The organism is Streptomyces sp. NPDC002680, from assembly GCF_042889145.1.
GTDB lineage: Bacteria > Actinomycetota > Actinomycetes > Streptomycetales > Streptomycetaceae > Streptomyces > Streptomyces adonidis.
The window spans coordinates 202554-219891 of the sequence record NZ_JBIAQP010000012.1; the positions used below are offsets into that span (position 1 = coordinate 202554).

General features: G+C 67.9%; 19 protein-coding genes and 2 pseudogenes. 4 read left to right on the forward strand and 17 right to left on the reverse strand.

Annotated elements, in window-relative coordinates; all coding sequences use genetic code 11:
* Positions 1 to 38: 38 nt before the first annotated feature.
* From ACFYXF_RS30250 to ACFYXF_RS30280, 7 genes are all read right to left on the reverse strand, one after another.
* Positions 39 to 1625, reverse strand: a complete 1587-nt coding sequence (locus tag ACFYXF_RS30250) for a Na+/H+ antiporter (protein WP_389354275.1) — start codon at positions 1623 to 1625, stop codon at positions 39 to 41.
* Positions 1626 to 1692: 67 nt separating this feature from the next.
* Positions 1693 to 2064, reverse strand: coding sequence for a DUF2255 family protein (locus ACFYXF_RS30255; protein WP_389354276.1), 372 nt, complete (start codon positions 2062 to 2064; stop codon positions 1693 to 1695).
* 99 nt (positions 2065 to 2163) lie between these two features.
* A complete protein-coding gene (locus ACFYXF_RS30260) occupies positions 2164 to 2598 on the reverse strand; it encodes a nuclear transport factor 2 family protein (RefSeq protein ID WP_389354278.1) in 435 nt (144 codons plus the stop codon).
* A 114-nt stretch (positions 2599 to 2712) separates the two neighbouring features.
* Positions 2713 to 3729, reverse strand: a complete 1017-nt coding sequence (locus ACFYXF_RS30265; RefSeq protein ID WP_389354279.1) for a zinc-dependent alcohol dehydrogenase family protein — start codon at positions 3727 to 3729, stop codon at positions 2713 to 2715.
* Between the two features lie 164 nt (positions 3730 to 3893).
* On the reverse strand, positions 3894 to 4130 hold the full coding sequence (locus ACFYXF_RS30270) for a hypothetical protein (protein WP_389354281.1): 237 nt from the start codon (positions 4128 to 4130) through the stop codon (positions 3894 to 3896).
* A gap of 101 nt (positions 4131 to 4231) precedes the next feature.
* Entirely contained in the window at positions 4232 to 4564 is a 333-nt protein-coding gene (locus ACFYXF_RS30275) for a carboxymuconolactone decarboxylase family protein (protein WP_389354283.1), read from the reverse strand.
* A 37-nt stretch (positions 4565 to 4601) separates the two neighbouring features.
* Complete coding sequence (locus tag ACFYXF_RS30280; protein ID WP_389354285.1) at positions 4602 to 5150, reverse strand: hypothetical protein; 549 nt, start codon at positions 5148 to 5150, stop codon at positions 4602 to 4604.
* 232 nt (positions 5151 to 5382) lie between these two features.
* Here ACFYXF_RS30280 and ACFYXF_RS30285 point away from each other — a divergent pair, with 232 nt between their 5' ends.
* The 3 genes and pseudogenes from ACFYXF_RS30285 to ACFYXF_RS30295 form a co-directional block, all read left to right on the forward strand.
* Entirely contained in the window at positions 5383 to 6258 is an 876-nt protein-coding gene (locus ACFYXF_RS30285; protein ID WP_389354286.1) for a helix-turn-helix domain-containing protein, read from the forward strand.
* Between the two features lie 106 nt (positions 6259 to 6364).
* Positions 6365 to 7234 carry a helix-turn-helix transcriptional regulator gene (locus ACFYXF_RS30290; RefSeq protein ID WP_389354288.1) on the forward strand — a complete coding sequence of 290 codons (870 nt, stop codon included), beginning with the start codon at positions 6365 to 6367 and terminating at the stop codon, positions 7232 to 7234.
* Positions 7235 to 7517: 283 nt separating this feature from the next.
* Positions 7518 to 7673, forward strand: a pseudogene (locus tag ACFYXF_RS30295) (oxidoreductase); the annotation flags it as partial.
* 186 nt (positions 7674 to 7859) lie between these two features.
* Here ACFYXF_RS30295 and ACFYXF_RS30300 read toward each other — a convergent pair.
* The 10 genes and pseudogenes from ACFYXF_RS30300 to ACFYXF_RS30345 form a co-directional block, all read right to left on the reverse strand.
* Entirely contained in the window at positions 7860 to 8792 is a 933-nt protein-coding gene (locus ACFYXF_RS30300) for an NADP-dependent oxidoreductase (RefSeq protein ID WP_389354290.1), read from the reverse strand.
* A 399-nt stretch (positions 8793 to 9191) separates the two neighbouring features.
* On the reverse strand, positions 9192 to 10061 hold the full coding sequence (locus tag ACFYXF_RS30305) for a helix-turn-helix domain-containing protein (RefSeq protein ID WP_389354292.1): 870 nt from the start codon (positions 10059 to 10061) through the stop codon (positions 9192 to 9194).
* A 193-nt stretch (positions 10062 to 10254) separates the two neighbouring features.
* Complete coding sequence (locus tag ACFYXF_RS30310; protein WP_389354293.1) at positions 10255 to 10950, reverse strand: type 1 glutamine amidotransferase domain-containing protein; 696 nt, start codon at positions 10948 to 10950, stop codon at positions 10255 to 10257.
* A gap of 29 nt (positions 10951 to 10979) precedes the next feature.
* Positions 10980 to 11372 (reverse strand): nuclear transport factor 2 family protein, encoded by a 393-nt coding sequence (locus tag ACFYXF_RS30315; protein WP_389354295.1) that lies wholly within the window; start codon positions 11370 to 11372, stop codon positions 10980 to 10982.
* Between the two features lie 61 nt (positions 11373 to 11433).
* Positions 11434 to 12033, reverse strand: coding sequence for a flavodoxin family protein (locus ACFYXF_RS30320; RefSeq protein WP_389354297.1), 600 nt, complete (start codon positions 12031 to 12033; stop codon positions 11434 to 11436).
* 243 nt (positions 12034 to 12276) lie between these two features.
* The gene (locus tag ACFYXF_RS30325) at positions 12277 to 13188 is read right to left on the reverse strand and encodes an alpha/beta hydrolase (protein ID WP_389354299.1); all 912 of its coding nucleotides are present in this window, start codon (positions 13186 to 13188) and stop codon (positions 12277 to 12279) included.
* Positions 13189 to 13265: 77 nt separating this feature from the next.
* A pseudogene (locus tag ACFYXF_RS30330) lies at positions 13266 to 13559 on the reverse strand (zinc-binding dehydrogenase); the annotation flags it as partial.
* A 592-nt stretch (positions 13560 to 14151) separates the two neighbouring features.
* Positions 14152 to 14688, reverse strand: a complete 537-nt coding sequence (locus ACFYXF_RS30335; protein WP_389354301.1) for a heme-binding protein — start codon at positions 14686 to 14688, stop codon at positions 14152 to 14154.
* Between the two features lie 278 nt (positions 14689 to 14966).
* Positions 14967 to 15218, reverse strand: a complete 252-nt coding sequence (locus ACFYXF_RS30340; protein WP_389354303.1) for a hypothetical protein — start codon at positions 15216 to 15218, stop codon at positions 14967 to 14969.
* Positions 15219 to 15539: 321 nt separating this feature from the next.
* Positions 15540 to 16211: a DNA-binding response regulator gene (locus tag ACFYXF_RS30345; protein WP_389354305.1), complete on the reverse strand. Its 672-nt coding sequence runs from the start codon at positions 16209 to 16211 to the stop codon at positions 15540 to 15542.
* A 72-nt stretch (positions 16212 to 16283) separates the two neighbouring features.
* On the opposite strand from ACFYXF_RS30345, the gene ACFYXF_RS30350 reads away from it, so the two are divergent.
* Positions 16284 to 17135 (forward strand): aldo/keto reductase, encoded by an 852-nt coding sequence (locus ACFYXF_RS30350; RefSeq protein ID WP_389354306.1) that lies wholly within the window; start codon positions 16284 to 16286, stop codon positions 17133 to 17135.
* Positions 17136 to 17338: the final 203 nt, after the last annotated feature.

Sequence of the window (17338 nt, forward strand, 5' to 3'; positions counted from 1 at the left end):
GGGTGGACGAGGCCGGGTGTGCACTCGGCCAATTCCACCTACTCCACCTGCTCGCCGCCGGCCAACCGGACCTCTTCGTTGTCGAGGGCGGCTTGGAGCCGACGGAGCACGGTGTCGTCGATGTGCCGTTCGTCGCGCAGTCGGACGACGGTCGCACGCTTGTTGGCGATCAGGGCCAGGCGGAGGTCGGTGTAGTGGCGGTTGTGGAGCAGAGCGGGATCGTCATCGGAACCGGCGCCCTTGGCCCGTACGGTCGCCAGATTGGCCTCGTACTCCTGGCGCAGCCACTCCACGACCTTCGGGGTGGTGCCCCGTTCGGCAGCGAGTTGCGGCAGCGCCTTGATGGCCTCCTCGGCTGCGGTGGTCTCGGCGAGGATCTGTTCCTCGTCGACGGACGTGTCGGGAGGCAGCCGGGCCCAGCGCACCACGCCCGGCAGCAACAGCCCCTGCACCACGAGGGTCACGACAATGACGCCGGAGGTGACGAAGACGATGAAGGCGCGGTCGGGGAAGGGCTCGCCCGAGTCGAGTGTCGCCGGTACGGAGAGCGCCACCGCGAGCGACACCGCGCCCCGGAAGCCCGCCAGTCCGCTGACGACGCGGGCCCGGTGACTGATTCTCAGTTCCCGCTGCTGGGGACGCCGGTCGATCGCGCGGATCAGGTACGCGGAGGAGAACAGGAATGCGAAGCGGACCGCGACCAGAACCACGCTGACCGCTCCGACCGCGATCAGCGCATCCCTGAGGTCGGATCGGCTCAGGTGGCGCAGCGCGTACTGCAGTTCCACGCCGACCAGGACGAACAGTGCGCCGTTGATGATGAAGGTGAGCAGTGGCCAGAAGGCCAGCGCCTGACGGCGGTGCTCGGCGCGGATGAGGCTCGGAGCCACCTGGGCCATGATCAGCCCGCTCACGACGACCGCGAGGACGCCGGAGGCATGGATCATCTCGGCCAGCAGATATGCCGTGAACGGCGCCAGGATCATGACGAGGTTGCCGAGCAGGGGATCGTCCAGTCGGCGCCGCAGGTTCATGTTGATCCAGGCGACCGCCACACCGACCGCGGCCCCGCCGCCGTAGGCCAGGAGGAACAGCGCGCCGACGTGCGGAAGGGTGAGGTGCTCCTCGCCGACGGTGATCCCGACCGCCAGGCCGAAGATGACCAGAGCGGTGCCGTCGTTGACGAGGCTTTCGGCACGTAGCACGGTGACCTGGCGGCGCGGCAAAGAGCGGGCCAGGACGCCCACGGCTGTGGCGTCGGTGGGAGCCACGGCCGCGCCAAGCGCCCAGGCCGGTCCCCACGGGAGTCCGAGAGCGTTCCCGGCAACCGCCACGGCACCTGCGGTCAGGATCACCAGGACCGTGCTGAGCAGGACGATACCGCGCAGGTTCGTCCGGATCTCCCGCATGGACGTGGTCAGGCTCTCCCAATACAGCAACACGGGGAGGAAGAGCAACAGCACGACTTCGGGCGGGAGTTGGGTCTGGCGGACGGCGGGGACGAGACCGAGGAGTGTGCCCACGACGAGGAGCGCGACGGGTGGTGCGACGCGGAAGCGCCTGCCCAGGACGTTGCCCACCAGCACGGCCGCACCCAGGACGACGACGAGTTCGAGACCGAGCATGGCGCCTACTCCTGTGGGGGACTGGCTGTAGGTGGCGGCTCAGCGCCGTCCAGCAGGATCGTCTCGGTCATCTGGGTACCAGCCGCAGCGTTGTCGAGCGTGCCGCCACCATGGGATCGACATACGCGCCGCCGAAGCGGCCGTACTTGGTGCGATACGCGGTGTCGATACGGTCGTTGACCTCGGAGTCCGGAACCTCGGCGAAGGCGACGTCCTTGTCGACCCCGCCGGAGCGGATGTGCCCCTGATGGTTCGCGCGGGCCGTGCGCCACCAGCCTCCGTCCGTGCCTCGGAAGGAGCGGACGTACAGGTCCTCACCGTCGCGGACGACCCAGATCGGCACCGGCTCCCGCAGGGTGCCGTCACGGCGGAGCGGCGCCATCTCCAACTCGTCTGCTCCGGCGATGCGAATGAGCTCGTCGCTGGTCCATGTCGGCATCGGTGGTTCTCCCATCTCTCTTGATCGCAGGCATACGGAAGGTGACTCGTCACGGTCGGGAATGGGCGCCGACGTGGTGGAGGGCCGGATGACCTGCGGTCAGCCGGGAGTGGTGGGAGTGGTGGTGAGCGGGTCACCGAGGTGGGTACGGGTGATTCCGAGTGAGTCCTCGAAGACGCGGTAGTCGGTGATCAGGCCGTCCGCGACGGTGAATCGCAGGATCATCTCGCTTTCGAGCACCTGTCCCGAGGGATGGAACCGGGAGGAGTACCGGCCCGGTGCCAGGACCCGTCCGTCGGCCTCCACCATGGTGCCCAACCCGAATGTGAGTGGCTCGACGGCGGCGAAGAACGCGGTGAGGGACTGCTGGATCTCTTCCGGCCCGGTGCGGCTTCCGGCCCAGGGAGTCAGAGCCGGATCGCCTGGAATCGTCCAGGTCGCGTCGGGCGCGAAGTGGGAGAGGATGCGCTTCATGTCGCGTGTGCCGAAGGCCTCGAAGTAGGCCTCGACGGTGGCGATCGCCTCGCTGGTCATGGCTGTCGGTCCGTTCTGTTCGGTGGCTGCGACGGTCGAACGGCCGCTGCTGCCCGGTGGTGCCGGCGGTGCTGGGCGCGGCTGATCCGGCGCCCACCACCGCCGGGCTTCAGGTCAGGGGCGCAGCAGCGTCTTGATGGCGCGGCGTTCGTCCATGGCCTTGTACCCTTCGGCGGCCTTGTCGAGGGGCAGGGTGAGGTCGAAGACCTTGCCCGGGTTGATACGGCCGCTGAAGACGCGGTCGATGAGGTCGGGGAGGTAGGCGCGCACGGGGGCGGGGCCACCGCGCAGACCGACGTGGGAGAAGAAGAGCTCTTGGCCCTCGATCTGTGAGCCGTGCGGGAAGCCGACGAAGCCGACGTTGCCGCCGGGGCGGGTGGACTGCAGGGCCTGGCGCAGCGACTCCTGGGTGCCGACGCACTCGAGGACCGAGTCGGCGCCGATGCCGTTCGTCAGTTCCTTCACCCGAGCCACGCCTTCCTCGCCGCGCTCGGTGACGATGTCGGTGGCGCCGAACTCCGTGGCGAGCTTCTGCCGGGAGTCGTGGCGGCTCATGGCGATGATGCGCTCGGCGCCCAGTTCCTTCGCGGCGATGACGCCGGACAGGCCCACCGCGCCGTCACCGACGACCACGGCCGTCGAACCGGGCCTGACCTCGGCGGCCTTGGCGGCGTACCACCCGGTGCCCATGACGTCGGACAGAGCCAGCAGGTCCGGGATCAGCTCCTCGGCCGGCTCTTCCGGGGTGGTGACCAGGGTGCCGTCGGCGAGAGGAATGCGGACGTACTCGGCCTGGGCGCCGTTCACCCACTGCGCGTGTGGGCAGGAGGTCTGGTAGCCGAACCGGCAGATCGGGCAGGTGTTGTCGGAGGCGACGAAGGAGCCGATGACGAACTGGCCGGGCCTGACGGTCGAGACGTCGTTGCCGACCTCCTCGACGATGCCGACGTACTCGTGGCCGATCGGCTGCGGCCCGGCGACCGGCAGGACGCCCCGGTAGCTCCACAGGTCGGAGCCGCACACGCAGGCGGCGACGGTGCGGATGACAGCGTCCGTCGGCGCCGTGATCTTCGGCTCGGGGGCGTCTTCCACCCGGATGTCACCGGGCGCGTGAATGATGGTTGCTCGCATGGTGCCTTCCCAGCTCTTGTCAGGTCTGTCGTGGTGTCAGGGGCGGGTACGGGTGCTGACGCGCCGGCCGTTGTAGTCGTCGTCCGAGACGTGTTCGAGCCAGGGGCGTCGTCCGTCTCCCACAGGGCGAGATGGACCATGAACTGGTCGGGCGCGGCACCGTGTCAGTGCTCCTCGCCCGGGGGTGTGTGGATGGCGTCGCCGGGATGTGCCTCGACGATGTGGAGGGTCTGGCCGAGGGCGTGGGAGTGCCAGGCGGTGCGTGCGCCAGGAGCGAACCGGACCATGTTGGCCCGCATACGTGAGGGGTCCTCGCCCCGGTGGATCGCGTCCGCGTAGGCGTCGCCGGTGAACCACTCGGCAGGAAGCTTCATGATGGGCGGCTGCTTGAGCAGTTCCATGGGGTGTCGTCCCTCTGGTGTGGTGCTGCCGCCGGGCCGTGCGGCGGCGGTGTGTGTGAGGGGAGAGCCCGCGATGTGGGGTGCCTGCGGGCGGAGGAGCATCAGCCGGACCGGTCCGACTTCTCCACGATCTCCTTGAGCTGGGTCATCGCGGTCATCGCGTTGGGCCAACCGGCGTAGAAGGCCAGATGGGTGATGGCCTCGACCAGCTCGTCCTTGGTCACGCCGTTCTCCAGCGCCTTGCCGAGGTGGAAGCCGAGCTGGTCGGTTCGGTACAGGGCGGCGAGAGCGGTGACAGTGACGAGGCTGCGGTCGCGCGGGGACAGCCCCGGCCGCTCCCAGATGTCACCGAACAGGACGGTGTCGGTCACCTCCGCGAGCTTGGGGGCGAACTCCTGGATCGCCGGCGGCGCGAACTTCTTCCGTTCGGACATGGGGTGGTGCTCCTAGCGTGTTTTCGGGTGGGGGGATTCAGGCTGCCCGGCCTTCGACCGGGGGTCGGGACGGCTGCTCACCGGAGAGCGAGGTGAGTTTGGCGCGGGCGGGGGAGACGTATTCGTCCTTGCCGTACAGGTCGAAGTGGGAGGCGCCGTCGAGCCAGAACAACTGTTTCGATTTCCCGGCCTGTTCGACGGCCATTCGGCTGACGTGGGCCGTGGCGGCCTCGCTGCCCGCGATCATCGGCAGCGGGCGCGGAGCGAGGCTCTCGATGCCGGCGAAGGAGTCGGCATGGCCGATCTGGTCGACACTGTGCGGAACCCACGCGTTCTCGGACCGCAGGTGCGTACCGCGTGCGGTACGGCAGTGCTCGTGCCCCTGCCGGAGATGGCCCGGTGTCGTCTCGTCGGCTTCAGCGGGCACGCTGTGTTCGACGAGCCTGGGCTCACCGAGAGCCTCGTCCGTACGCGGGTGTCCGGCGAGGTCGTCGGGCGTGTGCAGGTGACCGGCTGGCGTAAGGCCGTTGCTGACGAAGGTGACATCCGTCCGCACTGTTTCACTCGCCTCCTCCGCCTGCAGCATGGAAATACGGAATATCGGTGACGTGCGGAAAGTAATTCCGTCCAGGGGATTGGCCGTCCCGCTTGTTCGGGTGGATGCTCTCCGTAGGGCGATTCTGATCGCCGAACCCGCCATCGACCTTGCCACTTTTGAGGGAATCCATAAAGGGGAGAATTCCACCCTGGGCATCACTTATCCAGGGGAGAGATTCTTACCCCCCTCGTGCAAACCGAGCGCTGCGACACTGGCTGTCATGACCAGCGACGCGCATCTGAACGAGCTGGGAGAATTCCTCAAAGTGCGGAGGGCGGAGTTGACCCCGCGCACTGTCGGTCTGCCCGACACCGGTGGTCGGCGTGTGCCTGGCCTGCGCAGGGAGGAGGTCGCCCTGCTCGCCGCAATCAGCACCGACTACTACACACGGCTGGAACAGGGCCGCATCCAGCCGTCCGCGTCAGTGCTGGCCGCTCTCGCGCATGTCCTGCGCCTGGATGATCACCAGCGTGACCACCTGTTCGAGCTGGCCGGCCGGCAACGGGCGCGACACCGCCGCCCGGCTGTCCAGAAGGCGCACCCGCAGTTGTGCCGCCTGCTCGACGATCTCACCGTGAGTCCTGGCGTGGTGATCGGCCGCAGTATGGACATCCTGGCGTGGAATCCGCTCGCCGCCGCCCTGGTGACCGATTTCGCGAAGGTGCCGGAAGGCAAGCGGAACTGCGTCCGTATCCTCTTCACCGATCCGTCCATGCGGACGCTGTACGCGGACTGGCGGGCCGTCGCCCGTGGCTGTGTGTCCCATCTGCGCATGACGGCCGCCAAATACCCGGACGATCCGCGGCTGACCAGCCTGGTCGGCGAACTCTCCGTGCAGGACAGGGACTTCGGGCAGTGGTGGGGAAGCCGTCACGTGCCGTCGCGCAGGCTGGGCATGAAGAGGTTCAACCACCCCGTCGTCGGCGAACTCGTCCTCGACTGGGACACCTTCACCTGCGGCAGCGATCCCGACCAGGAACTCGTCGTCTGGACGGCAGAGCCTGGCAGCCCTTCGTACGACGGGCTGCGTGACCTCGCCTCGTGGGCCTCCGGTCAGCGCGGCGGCCCCGCCGGCCGGTCCGGTCGACAGGTGTGACGGACTGATCCGGCGCCGCGCACTCGGGAGGAAAAGGTGAATTACCGAACCCGGGGAGAAAACTCTCCCCCTCAGTTTTCGGGTGAACGCTGCGACACTGGCCGCTATGGACAGCGAAGCGCATTTCCCTGAACTGGGAGAATTTCTCAAGGAGCGCCGAGCCCAACTCAGCCCGCAGACCGTGGGCCTGCCCGAATCCGGGGCAACTCGGCGCGTGCCGGGGCTGCGCCGTGCGGAGGTCGCCCAACTCTTGGGAATCAGCGCGTACTCCTACGCACGGCTGGAGCAGGGGCGTGCCCCCGTGCCGAGGTCGGTGCTCACCGGTCTGGTCCGTGTCCTGCACCTCGATGACGACCAGCGTGACCATCTGATCGAGCTGGCCGCGAGTGGCGAGTACGAACCGACCCGCCGACCGGCGCAGAAGGTCCACCCACAGCTCAGGCGCATCCTGGACGAGCTGACAGCGACTCCCGCGCTCGTCCTGGGCCGGAACCTGGACATCCTCGCCTGGAACCCCCTGGCGGCCGCTCTGCTCACCGACTTCGACCGGATCCCCGAGAAGAAGCGCAACTACGCCCGGCTGCTCTTCACCGACCCCGCCTTCCGGGAGCTCTACCGCGACTGGAGGACGAACGCCCGGACCTGCGTCGCCCACCTGCGCCTGGAGGCCGCCAGGCGCCCTGGCGACCCCGCTTTGGCCGCACTTGTCGGCGAGCTCTCGGTGGCCGACACCGACTTCCGGCAGTGGTGGGCCGGCCGTCAGATGACCGGACTGCGGATGGGCACCAAGAGGCTGCGACACCCGCTCGTCGGTGACCTCACCCTCGACTGGGACAGCCTGACCTGCACAGCCGACCCCGCACAGAAGCTGGTGATCTCGACCGCCGCGCCCGGGACCCCGTCCCATGACGGGCTCCTCTTCCTCGCGTCGTGGACCGCGCATCCGGATCAGCCGGCGCGGGACGCGGCAGCCTGAGCGCGACGGGGGGCGGTCGGCTTGCGCCGTCGTGTCTGTCCTGAGGGACGGTGGCGACGGAGACGGATCCCCACGTGGCGCCGAACCGGATCACCTTCCTGCCGAAACGGTCCCTGGCTTCGACCTGTGGCGTGCGTGGCTTCCGTACGGTCGCCGGGTGCCGGTCGGGCGCGCGGAGGGCGAGGTGCGGGCGGGTCGAGACCGGAACACCGCGGTCATTCATGGGCATTGGCCCGACGACAGTGCAGGTGCGGGCGGTCACGTCCTCCTGCGGGCTGTTCCGGGCGGCCTCTGTCTGGCGGACTGCGATGTCGCCGGGCCCGCTCCCGCCGACGGTGAGATTCGCGGTGTGAAGGACTGGGCGATCGACCCCGGGCAGACAGCGCGTCTGTGGGAGCTGTCGGCGGAACTGACGGGCGTGAACGCGTTCGCCGCGTAGCGCGTGTCAGGAGCGGGCGAGCGTCTCGAACGCTCTCCTCTCCTGGCGGTGAACCTGCCTCAAAGATCATGACCAACCACCGGTGCCGTGGGCAATGCCAGTACCAGCGTGGACGGCTCCTCGCGTCCGGCCGCAGCGTGAGGTGGCGCTGGGGGCTGTCGCCCCTGTGCCCGTACTTGACTCTGCTCAGAAGGTCAGGACCAGTCGGCCCCGAATGCCGCCGGCTGTGAGGAGCCGGTGCGCCTCGGTGGCCTGGTCCGCCGGGAACGACTTGGCGACCCGGAGTGTGACGAGGCCGTCCTCCACCTGGTGCCGGAGCCGGTCGAGCTTGGCGCGCTCCCGTGCGTATCGGAACACGACGATCGGCTCGTAGGCGATGTCTCGTTCGCCGGGGCCGTCGTAACCGAGCAGTGTCACCACCCGGCCGCCGTCGCGTACTGCCCCAGCGGCGAGAGCGCCGAGCGACGCGGCGTCGACGAGTCCGTCGACGCCCTCCGGGACCTCTGCGCGAACACGGCCCGGGTACCCGGCGCCGCGACGGAGTACGACGTCTGCACCGAGTTCCTTGATCAGTGCCTCGTCCTGCTCCGAGGCGTCGGCGACCACCCGCAGTCCGTCCGCCTTGGCCAGTTGGACGGCGTATCCGCCGACCGCGCCGGCCGCTCCGGTGATCGCGACGATCCGGCCGGGCTCCAGGCGGAGGGTGTCCAGCGCCAGTCGCGCGGTCAGGCCGTTCATCGGGAGGGTTGCCGCCTGCACGTCGGTCGTAGCGTCAGGAGCGCGGACGACCGACTCCACCGGTACCACGACCTGCTCGGCGTACGCGCCGTGGGAGCCGCTGGAAAGCACGATCGCCATCACGCGGTCGCCGACGCGCAGGTCCGTGTTCGTACCCGTGCCTATCTGGTCCACGACCCCTGCGGCTTCCATGCCGGGAACGAACGGCGGTTGGGCGTCCGGCGACCGGGCGACTCCGCTGCGCTGAAGGGCATCGACCGCGTTGACGGTCGCGGCGTGCACCCGGATGCGGACCTCGCCCGGACCGGCATCGGGAGCGGGCAGTTCGAGAACCTGAAGCACCTCCGGCCCACCGAATTCCGTGAAACCTACAGCCTTCATTCGAAGCACCTCGTTGTTTGGCATGCGGTCGTTGAGGTGTCCGACCTTTCCGTCTCGCGTGCGCCCGGAAAAGGGGAAGGTCCTTGGCTGGGATGCGGTCAGTGGGGGGACGAATCTCTCCCCCCACTGACCGGAGCAAGTACGTGGGGCGGCCTGAGGCCTGAGGCAGGATCATCCTGAGGCGGAACGAGCGGGCCCGGCGTCCGAGCGCTCGGACGGGGAGGACTGAGCAACTGAGGACCACGCCGGCAATGGGTACGGCCGTCCAGCAGCCCGACGCCCACAGCACTCTCGCGGCGGCCGAGCCGATGGTGTCGCCGAGGGGCGACTCCTGTTGGCCGGTGCAGCCCTGGCCGGGGGGAAGAATTTCGCCCCCTGCGGGCGTAAGCGCGAGAGGGCTCAGATGGCGGGGTCGGACGCCGTCGGCTTCTGGTCCGCGGCCCAGGAGGCCAGGAGGCGCAGTCCGTCGTGGGACGGAGTACCGGGTTCGGCGTTCCACACGATGATGTGCTGGTCGGGGTCCGTGCCGCAGGTGAGCGTGTTCCAGTCGAGTGTCAGCTCACCCACCACCGGGTGATGAAGCTTCTTGATGCCCTTGCCGCGCATCGCGACGTCGTGTTCGGTCCACCACTGCCGGAACTGTGTGTCACGGGCGGAGAGCTCCTCGACCAGAGCGGTGAGGGGCTGGTCGGCGGGGTAGCGCGCGCTCTCCATGCGCAGCTGGGCGATGGCCAGCCGGGTGACCTCTTCCCAGTCGGCGTACAGCTCGCGCATCCAGGGTTCGGTGAACAGCAGCCGGACGAAGACGCGCTCCTCCTCCGGGTAGCGCCCGAAATCGGTCCACAGGGCGGCGGCGAGCTGGTTCCAGCCCAGGATGTCGGTGCGCCGGCCGATGACGAAGGCCGGGGAAGCGGTGAGATCGTCCAGCATGCGCTGCAGCTGCGTATCCACCTGCTGGCGCTCGCGCGACGTGGACGGGCGCACTCTCTCTTTCGCCGCGAGGTCGAAGAGGTAGGTGCGCTGATCGTCGTTCAGGCGGAGCGTCTTGGCGATTTCGTCGAGCAGGGGAGCCGATGCCTGGAGACGGCCCTGCTCGATGCGCGTGTAGTACTCGGTACTGATCGCGGCGAGAAGGGCCACCTCCTCTCGGCGCAGACCGCTCACACGCCGTCGTTCCCCGGCTCGGAGTCCGACCTCGGAAGGACTGAGCTCGGCACGGCGGGCCTTGAGGAACTCACCCAACTCGTTCAGATGAGGGTTGCGCTTCATGAATTGCAGCCTCGCACAAAAGCCCGGCTCTGTAAGGGGGAGAGATCCTGCCCACGTTGGGCTTTACCTATATGTGAGAATAATATCGACTCTGACCTGCATGCAAAAGACAGATCGGGATTCGGTAGATCGGGACTCGGCGGCCCGGAGTGCGTACCGGGCCGCCGAGTGAGCACATGGCCCTGGTGTCAGCTCACAGTGCCTTGAGCAGTTCCTGGGCCAGGGCTACCGCGGAGCCCGGGTTCTGGCCGGTGAACAGGGTGCGGTCCACCTCGACGTGCGGGGCGAACGGCTCGGTCTCGCGATAGTCCGCGCCGAGTTCGTTGACGAGGCGGTCCTGCAGCAGCCACTTCGCGCGGTCCGCGAGACCGTTCTGCTTCTCCTCGGCGTTGGAGAGGCCGGTCAGACGGTAGCCGGTGAACGGGGATGTCCCGTCCGGGCCGATGGTGGCCAGTAGCGCCGCGGGGCCGTGGCACACCAGGGACACCGGCTTGCCCGAGGCGAGCCAGTCGGCGAGCAGCTTGCCGGAGGCGGCGTCATCGGGCAGGTCTTCCATCGGGCCCCAGCCGCCGGGGTAGAACACGGCCGCGTAGTCGTCGATGTCGACGTCCTCGATGCGCATCGGGTGCGTCAGCTCGGTCGCCTCCCGGAGGGCGGTGCGCATACGCTGCGCGCCTTCCTCGCCGCCGTTGAAGTCCGCGGTGAGGCTGAGCGCGTCCGCCGTGGGCGGACCACCGCCGGGCGTCGCCGCCGCGATCTCGAATCCGGCCTCCTTGAAGACCTGGTAGGGACCGATTGCTTCCTCGGCCCAGAAACCGGCCGGCTGCCGGGTTCCGTCGGCCAGCGTCCAGTGGTCGGACGCGGTGATCACGAAGAGGATCTTCGCCATGGGGGGGATCTCCTTGAGGGGGGGTGGTCTCAGCCCTTGAGGGCTTCCTGGATGACGTGGCTGTCGGCGGCCTGCCGCATGCTGACGGCCTTGCCGTCACGGACGGTCCAGAAGTGGATGAACCGGACGTCGACCGCGTTCCCGGTCTTCGTCTCGGCGTGGTAGTGCCCAAACACGAAGACATGGCCCTCGTCGTCCGCGTAGAACTCCTCGGGCACTGCGCCCAAGGAGACGAGGTTCGGCATCGGTGTGCCGAAGAAGTCCTTCGCCACGCTGTCCCAGCCGTGGTAGACGCCGCTGTTCGGGAAGCCCGGAGTGATGTCCCAGACGAGGTCAGGGGCAATGACCTCCGAGGTGACCTCGGGCGCCATTCGGGATTCGTATACCCGGCGGATGAGGGCGAGGTTCGGAGAGTCGGACATGGGTTGCTCCTTGCGAGGGGTGTGGGTTGGTCGATCGGAAACAGGAAGGAAGGCCAGGTGATCAGGCGGCGAGCGCGGTCCGCCCGGCCCGGAGGACCGATGCCTGGTGTGCGACGCGCGCGCCCAGGTGCTCCGCGGTGGCGAGGTCCGACCGGTGGACGGCTTCCGGGCCGGCATCGGTGGGGCTCTGGGCGCCGGCGCCCATGAAGAAGCCCAGCCGGTTGATGTCGTCCTCGCTGCCCTTGGTGGAATCCCAGCCCGGAATCAGACCCAGGCTGATCCAGTGCATGCCGTGCTCAGCGGCCAACGTGGCGAAGAAGTTCAGGGTTGACGATTTGTCACCGCTCTTGGCACCGGAGTTGGTGAAGCCCGCGGCAAGCTTGTCCGCCCAGGCGTGCGAGAACCAGCGCTTGCTGCTGGCCTCGGCGAACGCGTGCAACGCCGCGGATGCGGTGCCCATGTACGTCGCGGCACCGAAGATGATCGCGTCAGCGGGGTCCAGCTGCGTCCACTGCTCATCGGTGACGGTGTCCACGGAGATCACGACCACGTCGGCGCCGCCTCCGGCCGCGCCACGTGCCACGGCCTCGGCGACGACGGCAGTGGGGCCGTAGCCCGAATGAAAGGCAATGGCGATCGTGGTGCGGCCGGAAGTGGGCATGATGATCGGGCTCCTGGAAAGTCTTTGCGCGGTGTGTGACCGAGCATTGCACCGGAAGAGCGCGCTGTGAGGGGTAAGAAATTTTCCCCTGCCTACCGATCTCCCGGTATGCGAATCCGTCCGACGGCCGGAACCCGCAGAGTGGCCCGTCCCGAACCCGCGTGGTACGACAGTTACAGTTTGCGTTCGCTGGTCGTCGGAGACGCGGTTTCTGTCCATACTCGGCTGAGGCGTTGTGGGCCACTAGAGGACGGCGAAGAATTCCACCATCTTGGGGATCGCCTGGTCCACGTACTCAGGCACGTCGTACATCGCGATATGTGTTGCGCCTTCGACGACGAACAACTCCTTCGGCCCCTTGGAGAGCTCGTAGGCCTGGTCGCTGAATATCTTTGTGTCCGCCCTGCTCCCTGCAATGAGGAGCATCGGCTGGGTAAGCAGCTCCGGGATCTGGTCGAACGCCGAAAAGGCGAACATCTTGTCCATGCTGGTCAGCAGGAAACGGCCCTTCGAACGGGGATGCTCACCTCGCGGCGTCCTGTAGTAGTCGTACCCCTCGCGCAGGAGGTCCGGCGTGCTCTCGTTGATCTCCTCCAGCGTTTCCGGGACGAACGGGGCGTAGAGAGGCTTTGCTCCTCTTGCTTCCGCCGTGCGCTGCTGGGCGACCATCTCCAGCGTTCCGATCTGCTCGGCCACGGGGGACAGATGCCCCAGGAAGCCCCTGGAGCCTTCGCCCATCGGAGCTGCGCTGACCGTAGCCACTGCCTTGAAGCGACGTTCCGTCTGAGCCACGCTGATCGCGTAGCCGCCGCCGGCGCAAATGCCGAAGACCCCCATGCGCTCGGAGTCGACGAACGGAAGCGTGGTGAGGAAGTCGGCTGCACAGCGAGCGTCTTCCACCCGGGTCGTCGGGTCTTCCAGGAGGCGAGGTTCGCCACCGCTCGCTCCCTGGTATGAGGAGTCGTAGACGACGGTGACGAATCCGTGCTCAGCGAGCCGCTTGGCGTAGTGGCCGATGGTCTGTTCCTTTACGCCTCCGGCCGGATGAATGCCGACGAGTGCCGGATATTTCTTGTCTTCGCTGAAGTTTTCCGGCAGATGGAGATGTCCCGCAATCTCTACTGCCTTATTCCTGAACGAAACATTTTCGACCATGGTGCGTGCCCCTTCTGTGTACTCGGGCCGCGGTCGGGCGGACCTCCGATCATGGTCTGCCGAAGCTCAGGGCATGTCTACTCTTGATGGGGGGAGGAATCTTTCCCCTGGGTACGACTCGCGGGGTAAGTAATTGTTCCCGCCACCCCGGTCCGCTCTTGGTTCCTGTAAGGGCTCAGAACGATTTCGCCTCGGGTGTGCCGCTGTTCCAGTGCCGCCAAGGCGTCGGCGACGCGGTCGAGTGGACATGTGGCCGCGATGGGATGTCGAACGGCGCGCAAAGAAGCGATTTCGACCAGCTCCAAGAGAATTTCGTGCGCGGTCGTGTTGTGGCGGCGGTTTGGTCCTGGCGCCGATCTCCGCCGCCCGTTCTTCCGTGGCGACGGTCGTTTGGATGCCGTCCGGCTCTACGCCGAGAGTGAGGCGAGGTCGTCGGTCTCCTCCAGTCCGACGACATCGGCGCACTCTCGATCCAGGCCCCTGAGGCCGGCGAGCGATCGACGCATGCCGGTGATGTTGATGGGCGGTTCGACGGTTCGGCGAACTTGACGATGCTGGGATCGTCCTCCAGCCGGGGCACCCTGTCAGCACCCGTTCCCGCAGGCGTGAGCGGTGCGGACATCAGCACACTTCCTCTCGATCAACCGAGCCACGGATCGATGACAACCACTCAGTCGCATAGGAACTACTCGTCCAGGTGTTCCGTCCGGGGAGGTTGTGGACGGATGCGCCAGGTCTGCCGAGGGATCTTGAACGGGTGAGCGTCTTCCGGTTCGGTGTGGATCGCGATGTCTGCACCGAACCGGAAGACGCTCGTGGTTTTCAGTCAGGCACGTCTGCCGAGGCCGGAGGCCTCTGCCTGGCGCGCTGTTCGGTCGAGGACGACTGGCCGCTGAGGCGGGTCCGGACTAGGGACCGCTTCCAGGTCTCCCCGACCACTACCCGGCGATGGGCGGACGAGAGTCAGAGTGCGCCCATCGCGGCTCGCGCGACCTCGTCGTCCTGGGCCGGGGTGCCTCCGCCGGCCCCGAGGGCACCGATGAACTGGCCGTTCTCGAAGATCGGCCGACCGCCGGGCAGCAGGCTGCAACCGCTGGCGACGAAGGAGGCGATCTGGCCTGGGTCCTTGATGTTGGTGGCCAGGTCGGCTGTGGCGGTCCGGAAGCTGCGCGCGGTGTGTGCTTTCGCCGGTACCAACATGACCGCCGCCGAGCTGTTGTTGTCCATGCGAAGCGATGCCTTGGTTTCGCCGGCGGAGTCCACAACGAGCACGAACATGGGTGGAAGGGAGTGGTCCCGCACGTAGCGGACGGCGGCCTCGATGAGCCGCTGGGCCTGGGCCAGGCTGATCGTCCGCGTCGTGATCGATCCACTGCTGCCGGTGGCGGCCGAGGCGCTGTCGGCGAGCATCTGGCTCAAGGCCACTCCGCCCGCTACCGCCCCCGCCATCCCGAGCACTCCGCGCCTCGTGGCCTGGCTGGTGCCGGATTCTTCTGCCATGGTTCTGCTCCCTCAATCTCTGTACGGAAAATTCTCGCGAATCTCGGGGTGGGTTTCCTGGGCGTCCTGCCTGCGTCGACGGGCGGGTTGCTGCCGGTGATCATGGATGCCTGGCCCGGACAACGGGCGATGGAGTGGGCGCCCCGCCTCCCGGCATCACTTCATGCGTGAAGTTATATCCGGCGTCACTTCACGATGCAACTGATGCCTGAAGTGATTGACTTCACACGTGAAGTGATGCCGCCTTGTGTCGGAACCGGGATGTCACGGCCTCGGGCTCAGAGGGACTCGGCGCTGCTCGTCGCCTGTGCGATGCGTCTCGCGATCTCGGCCTTCTGACGCACCTGCAAGGGGGAGAGGCTGTCGAAGATGAGGCGGCGGACCGCGGTGACATGACCCGGGCCGCAGACCTCGGGCTTCGCCGGCCCTGCATCGGTCAGGCAGGCCAGGGTGTAGCGGCCGACGACGCGGTCGGTGCAACGGCCGCCGAGAAGCACCTGGCGTCGGCGATGAGCAGGGGTGAGCTTCACCTCGGTGATTCCGCATCCGGCGCTCGTGCCCCGTGGAGGGCATCACGAAGGGGCGGTTCCGCCCGGATGGCGCTCCGGCGACCGCGCCCACCGGGGCCGGGATGGGCAACCGGGTCGCCTGGTGGCTCCACCCCGGCGACCATCACCGAAGGATGTGGAAGGTGCCGGGCACGCGGTCGGCCTGGTGATGGTGATGGGGCGCCGGACAGGACACCGGAGGACGCCGGGCCCAAGGCGGCACCTGCTCCGGTCAGGCGGGACCACCACCGCTACGCCCCGAACCTCGACACCTGACTCGTTTCGGCTTGGGCGAAGGTCTGCTCACCCGCGGGTCAGGCCCAACTGGCCCGCGCGCATTCCGGCCTGGAAGCGTGAGTCCGCGCCCAGGGCGACAAGGAGTTCGGCGACTCTTCGACGGTAGGTGCGCAGCGACATGCCAAGTTCGCGTGAGGCAGTCACGTCGGTCATTCCCGCACCCAGTGCGTACAGCACTTCGCGGGTTTGCGCGTCGATCCGGGGCCGGTCGGCGTCGAGGAAAGCCGCCAGATCGGTGGCCGTCTCCCATGCGGCTTCGAACAGCGCGTACGCCCCGCTGACCAGGGCGGGTTCGACGCTCATCGTGTACGTACGGTGACGGGGACCGTGAGCGGCCGAGGCTGAGGGTGTGGGGTCGGTGAGGAACATGGTTCGCCGGTCGATGAACACCGTCCCCTGGGGGAGGGGGGTGGCGGTGATCCTCACCTGCATGCCGTGGGCGGTCATCTCGCGCAGTACCTCCCGGTCGCGCTCGTCGGCGAGCACGGCGGGGCTGTACAGCTTGCGGGCCTGGCGTGCTCCGTCACGTCGGATCCGCAGGCGGGCGGAGTCGCGGGCGTGGGGCCAGGTGTCGAGGTCGCGTGCGGCGCTGACCCACTCCGCGTCGAACAACTCCACCAAGGGCTTGATCCGCGCGCGGAGCTCAAGATCACCTTTGAGAGCCATGTGCTGTGGCATGCGTTCATTGTGCCTCTGGCAGCAAGGTGCCACAGCCTCGTCAGCAGGTTGCGGGCCGTGCAGGCTGGGCCCATGAGCAATGAATTCCGCCTCGGCGGCGACCTGGCCGTCAACCGGCTCGGCTTCGGTGCCATGCGCCTCCCGTCCAAGGAGGGCATGGGTGGGCCTGCCCGCGACCCCGAGACCGGCCATGCCGTACTGCGCCGCGCCGTGGAACTGGGCGTCAACCACATCGACACCGCCGACTTCTACGTCAGCGCCAGTGGTGCGGTTCGCGCGAACACCCTGATCCGCGAGGCCCTCCATCCCTACGCGTCCAACCTGGTCATCGCCACCAAGGTGGGACCCGTCCGCCGCCCCGACGGCTTCCGTCAGGCCGCCACCCCGGCCGACCTGCGCGGCTTGGTGCAGTCCAACCTCGATAGCCTGGGCGTGAACCGCCTCGATCTGGTCTACCTGCGCATCGGTCGGATGGAGCCCCCGCACGGAGAGTCGCTCGCCGAGCGCTTCGAGGCGCTCGCGGCGCTGCGGGAGGAGGGCCTGATCCGTCATCTCGGCCTCAGCAACGTCGACACCGCCCATCTCGCGGAGGCCCGCGCGATCGCCCCGGTCGTAGCGGTGCAGAACCAGTTCCACGCCGCCAAGCGCGACGACGTGGAACTGTTGGCCGTCTGCGAGGAGGCCGACATCGCGTTCGTGCCCTTCTACCCGATGGGCGGCGGCAGGGAACTCGACGACGAGCGACTGGCCAAGGTCGCGGCCCGGCACGGCGCCGCCGTGTCGCAGATCGGCCTGGCCTGGCTGCTGGCCTCCTCCCCGGTGACCCTGGCCATCCCCGGCACGGGCTCCCTCTCGCACTTGGCGGACAACATGGCCGTCGCCGGGATCACCCTCACCGAAGAAGACCTCGCCGACCTCTCCTGACGTCCGAGGGCTGTCGAAACGCCTCAGGGAGAATCGTCACGGGCATCGTCGTGATGACGGGCGCGTCAGCAGGAAGCGGTAGGCACGCGGCCTGCCGACTTGTCGGCCGACCCGAGGTTCCCGAACACCGTCCGGCGCGGTGCCGGTGACCACCGGGCGACCTCAGTCGTCGACAACCATCCTGTCCACAGCCTGTTGGCACG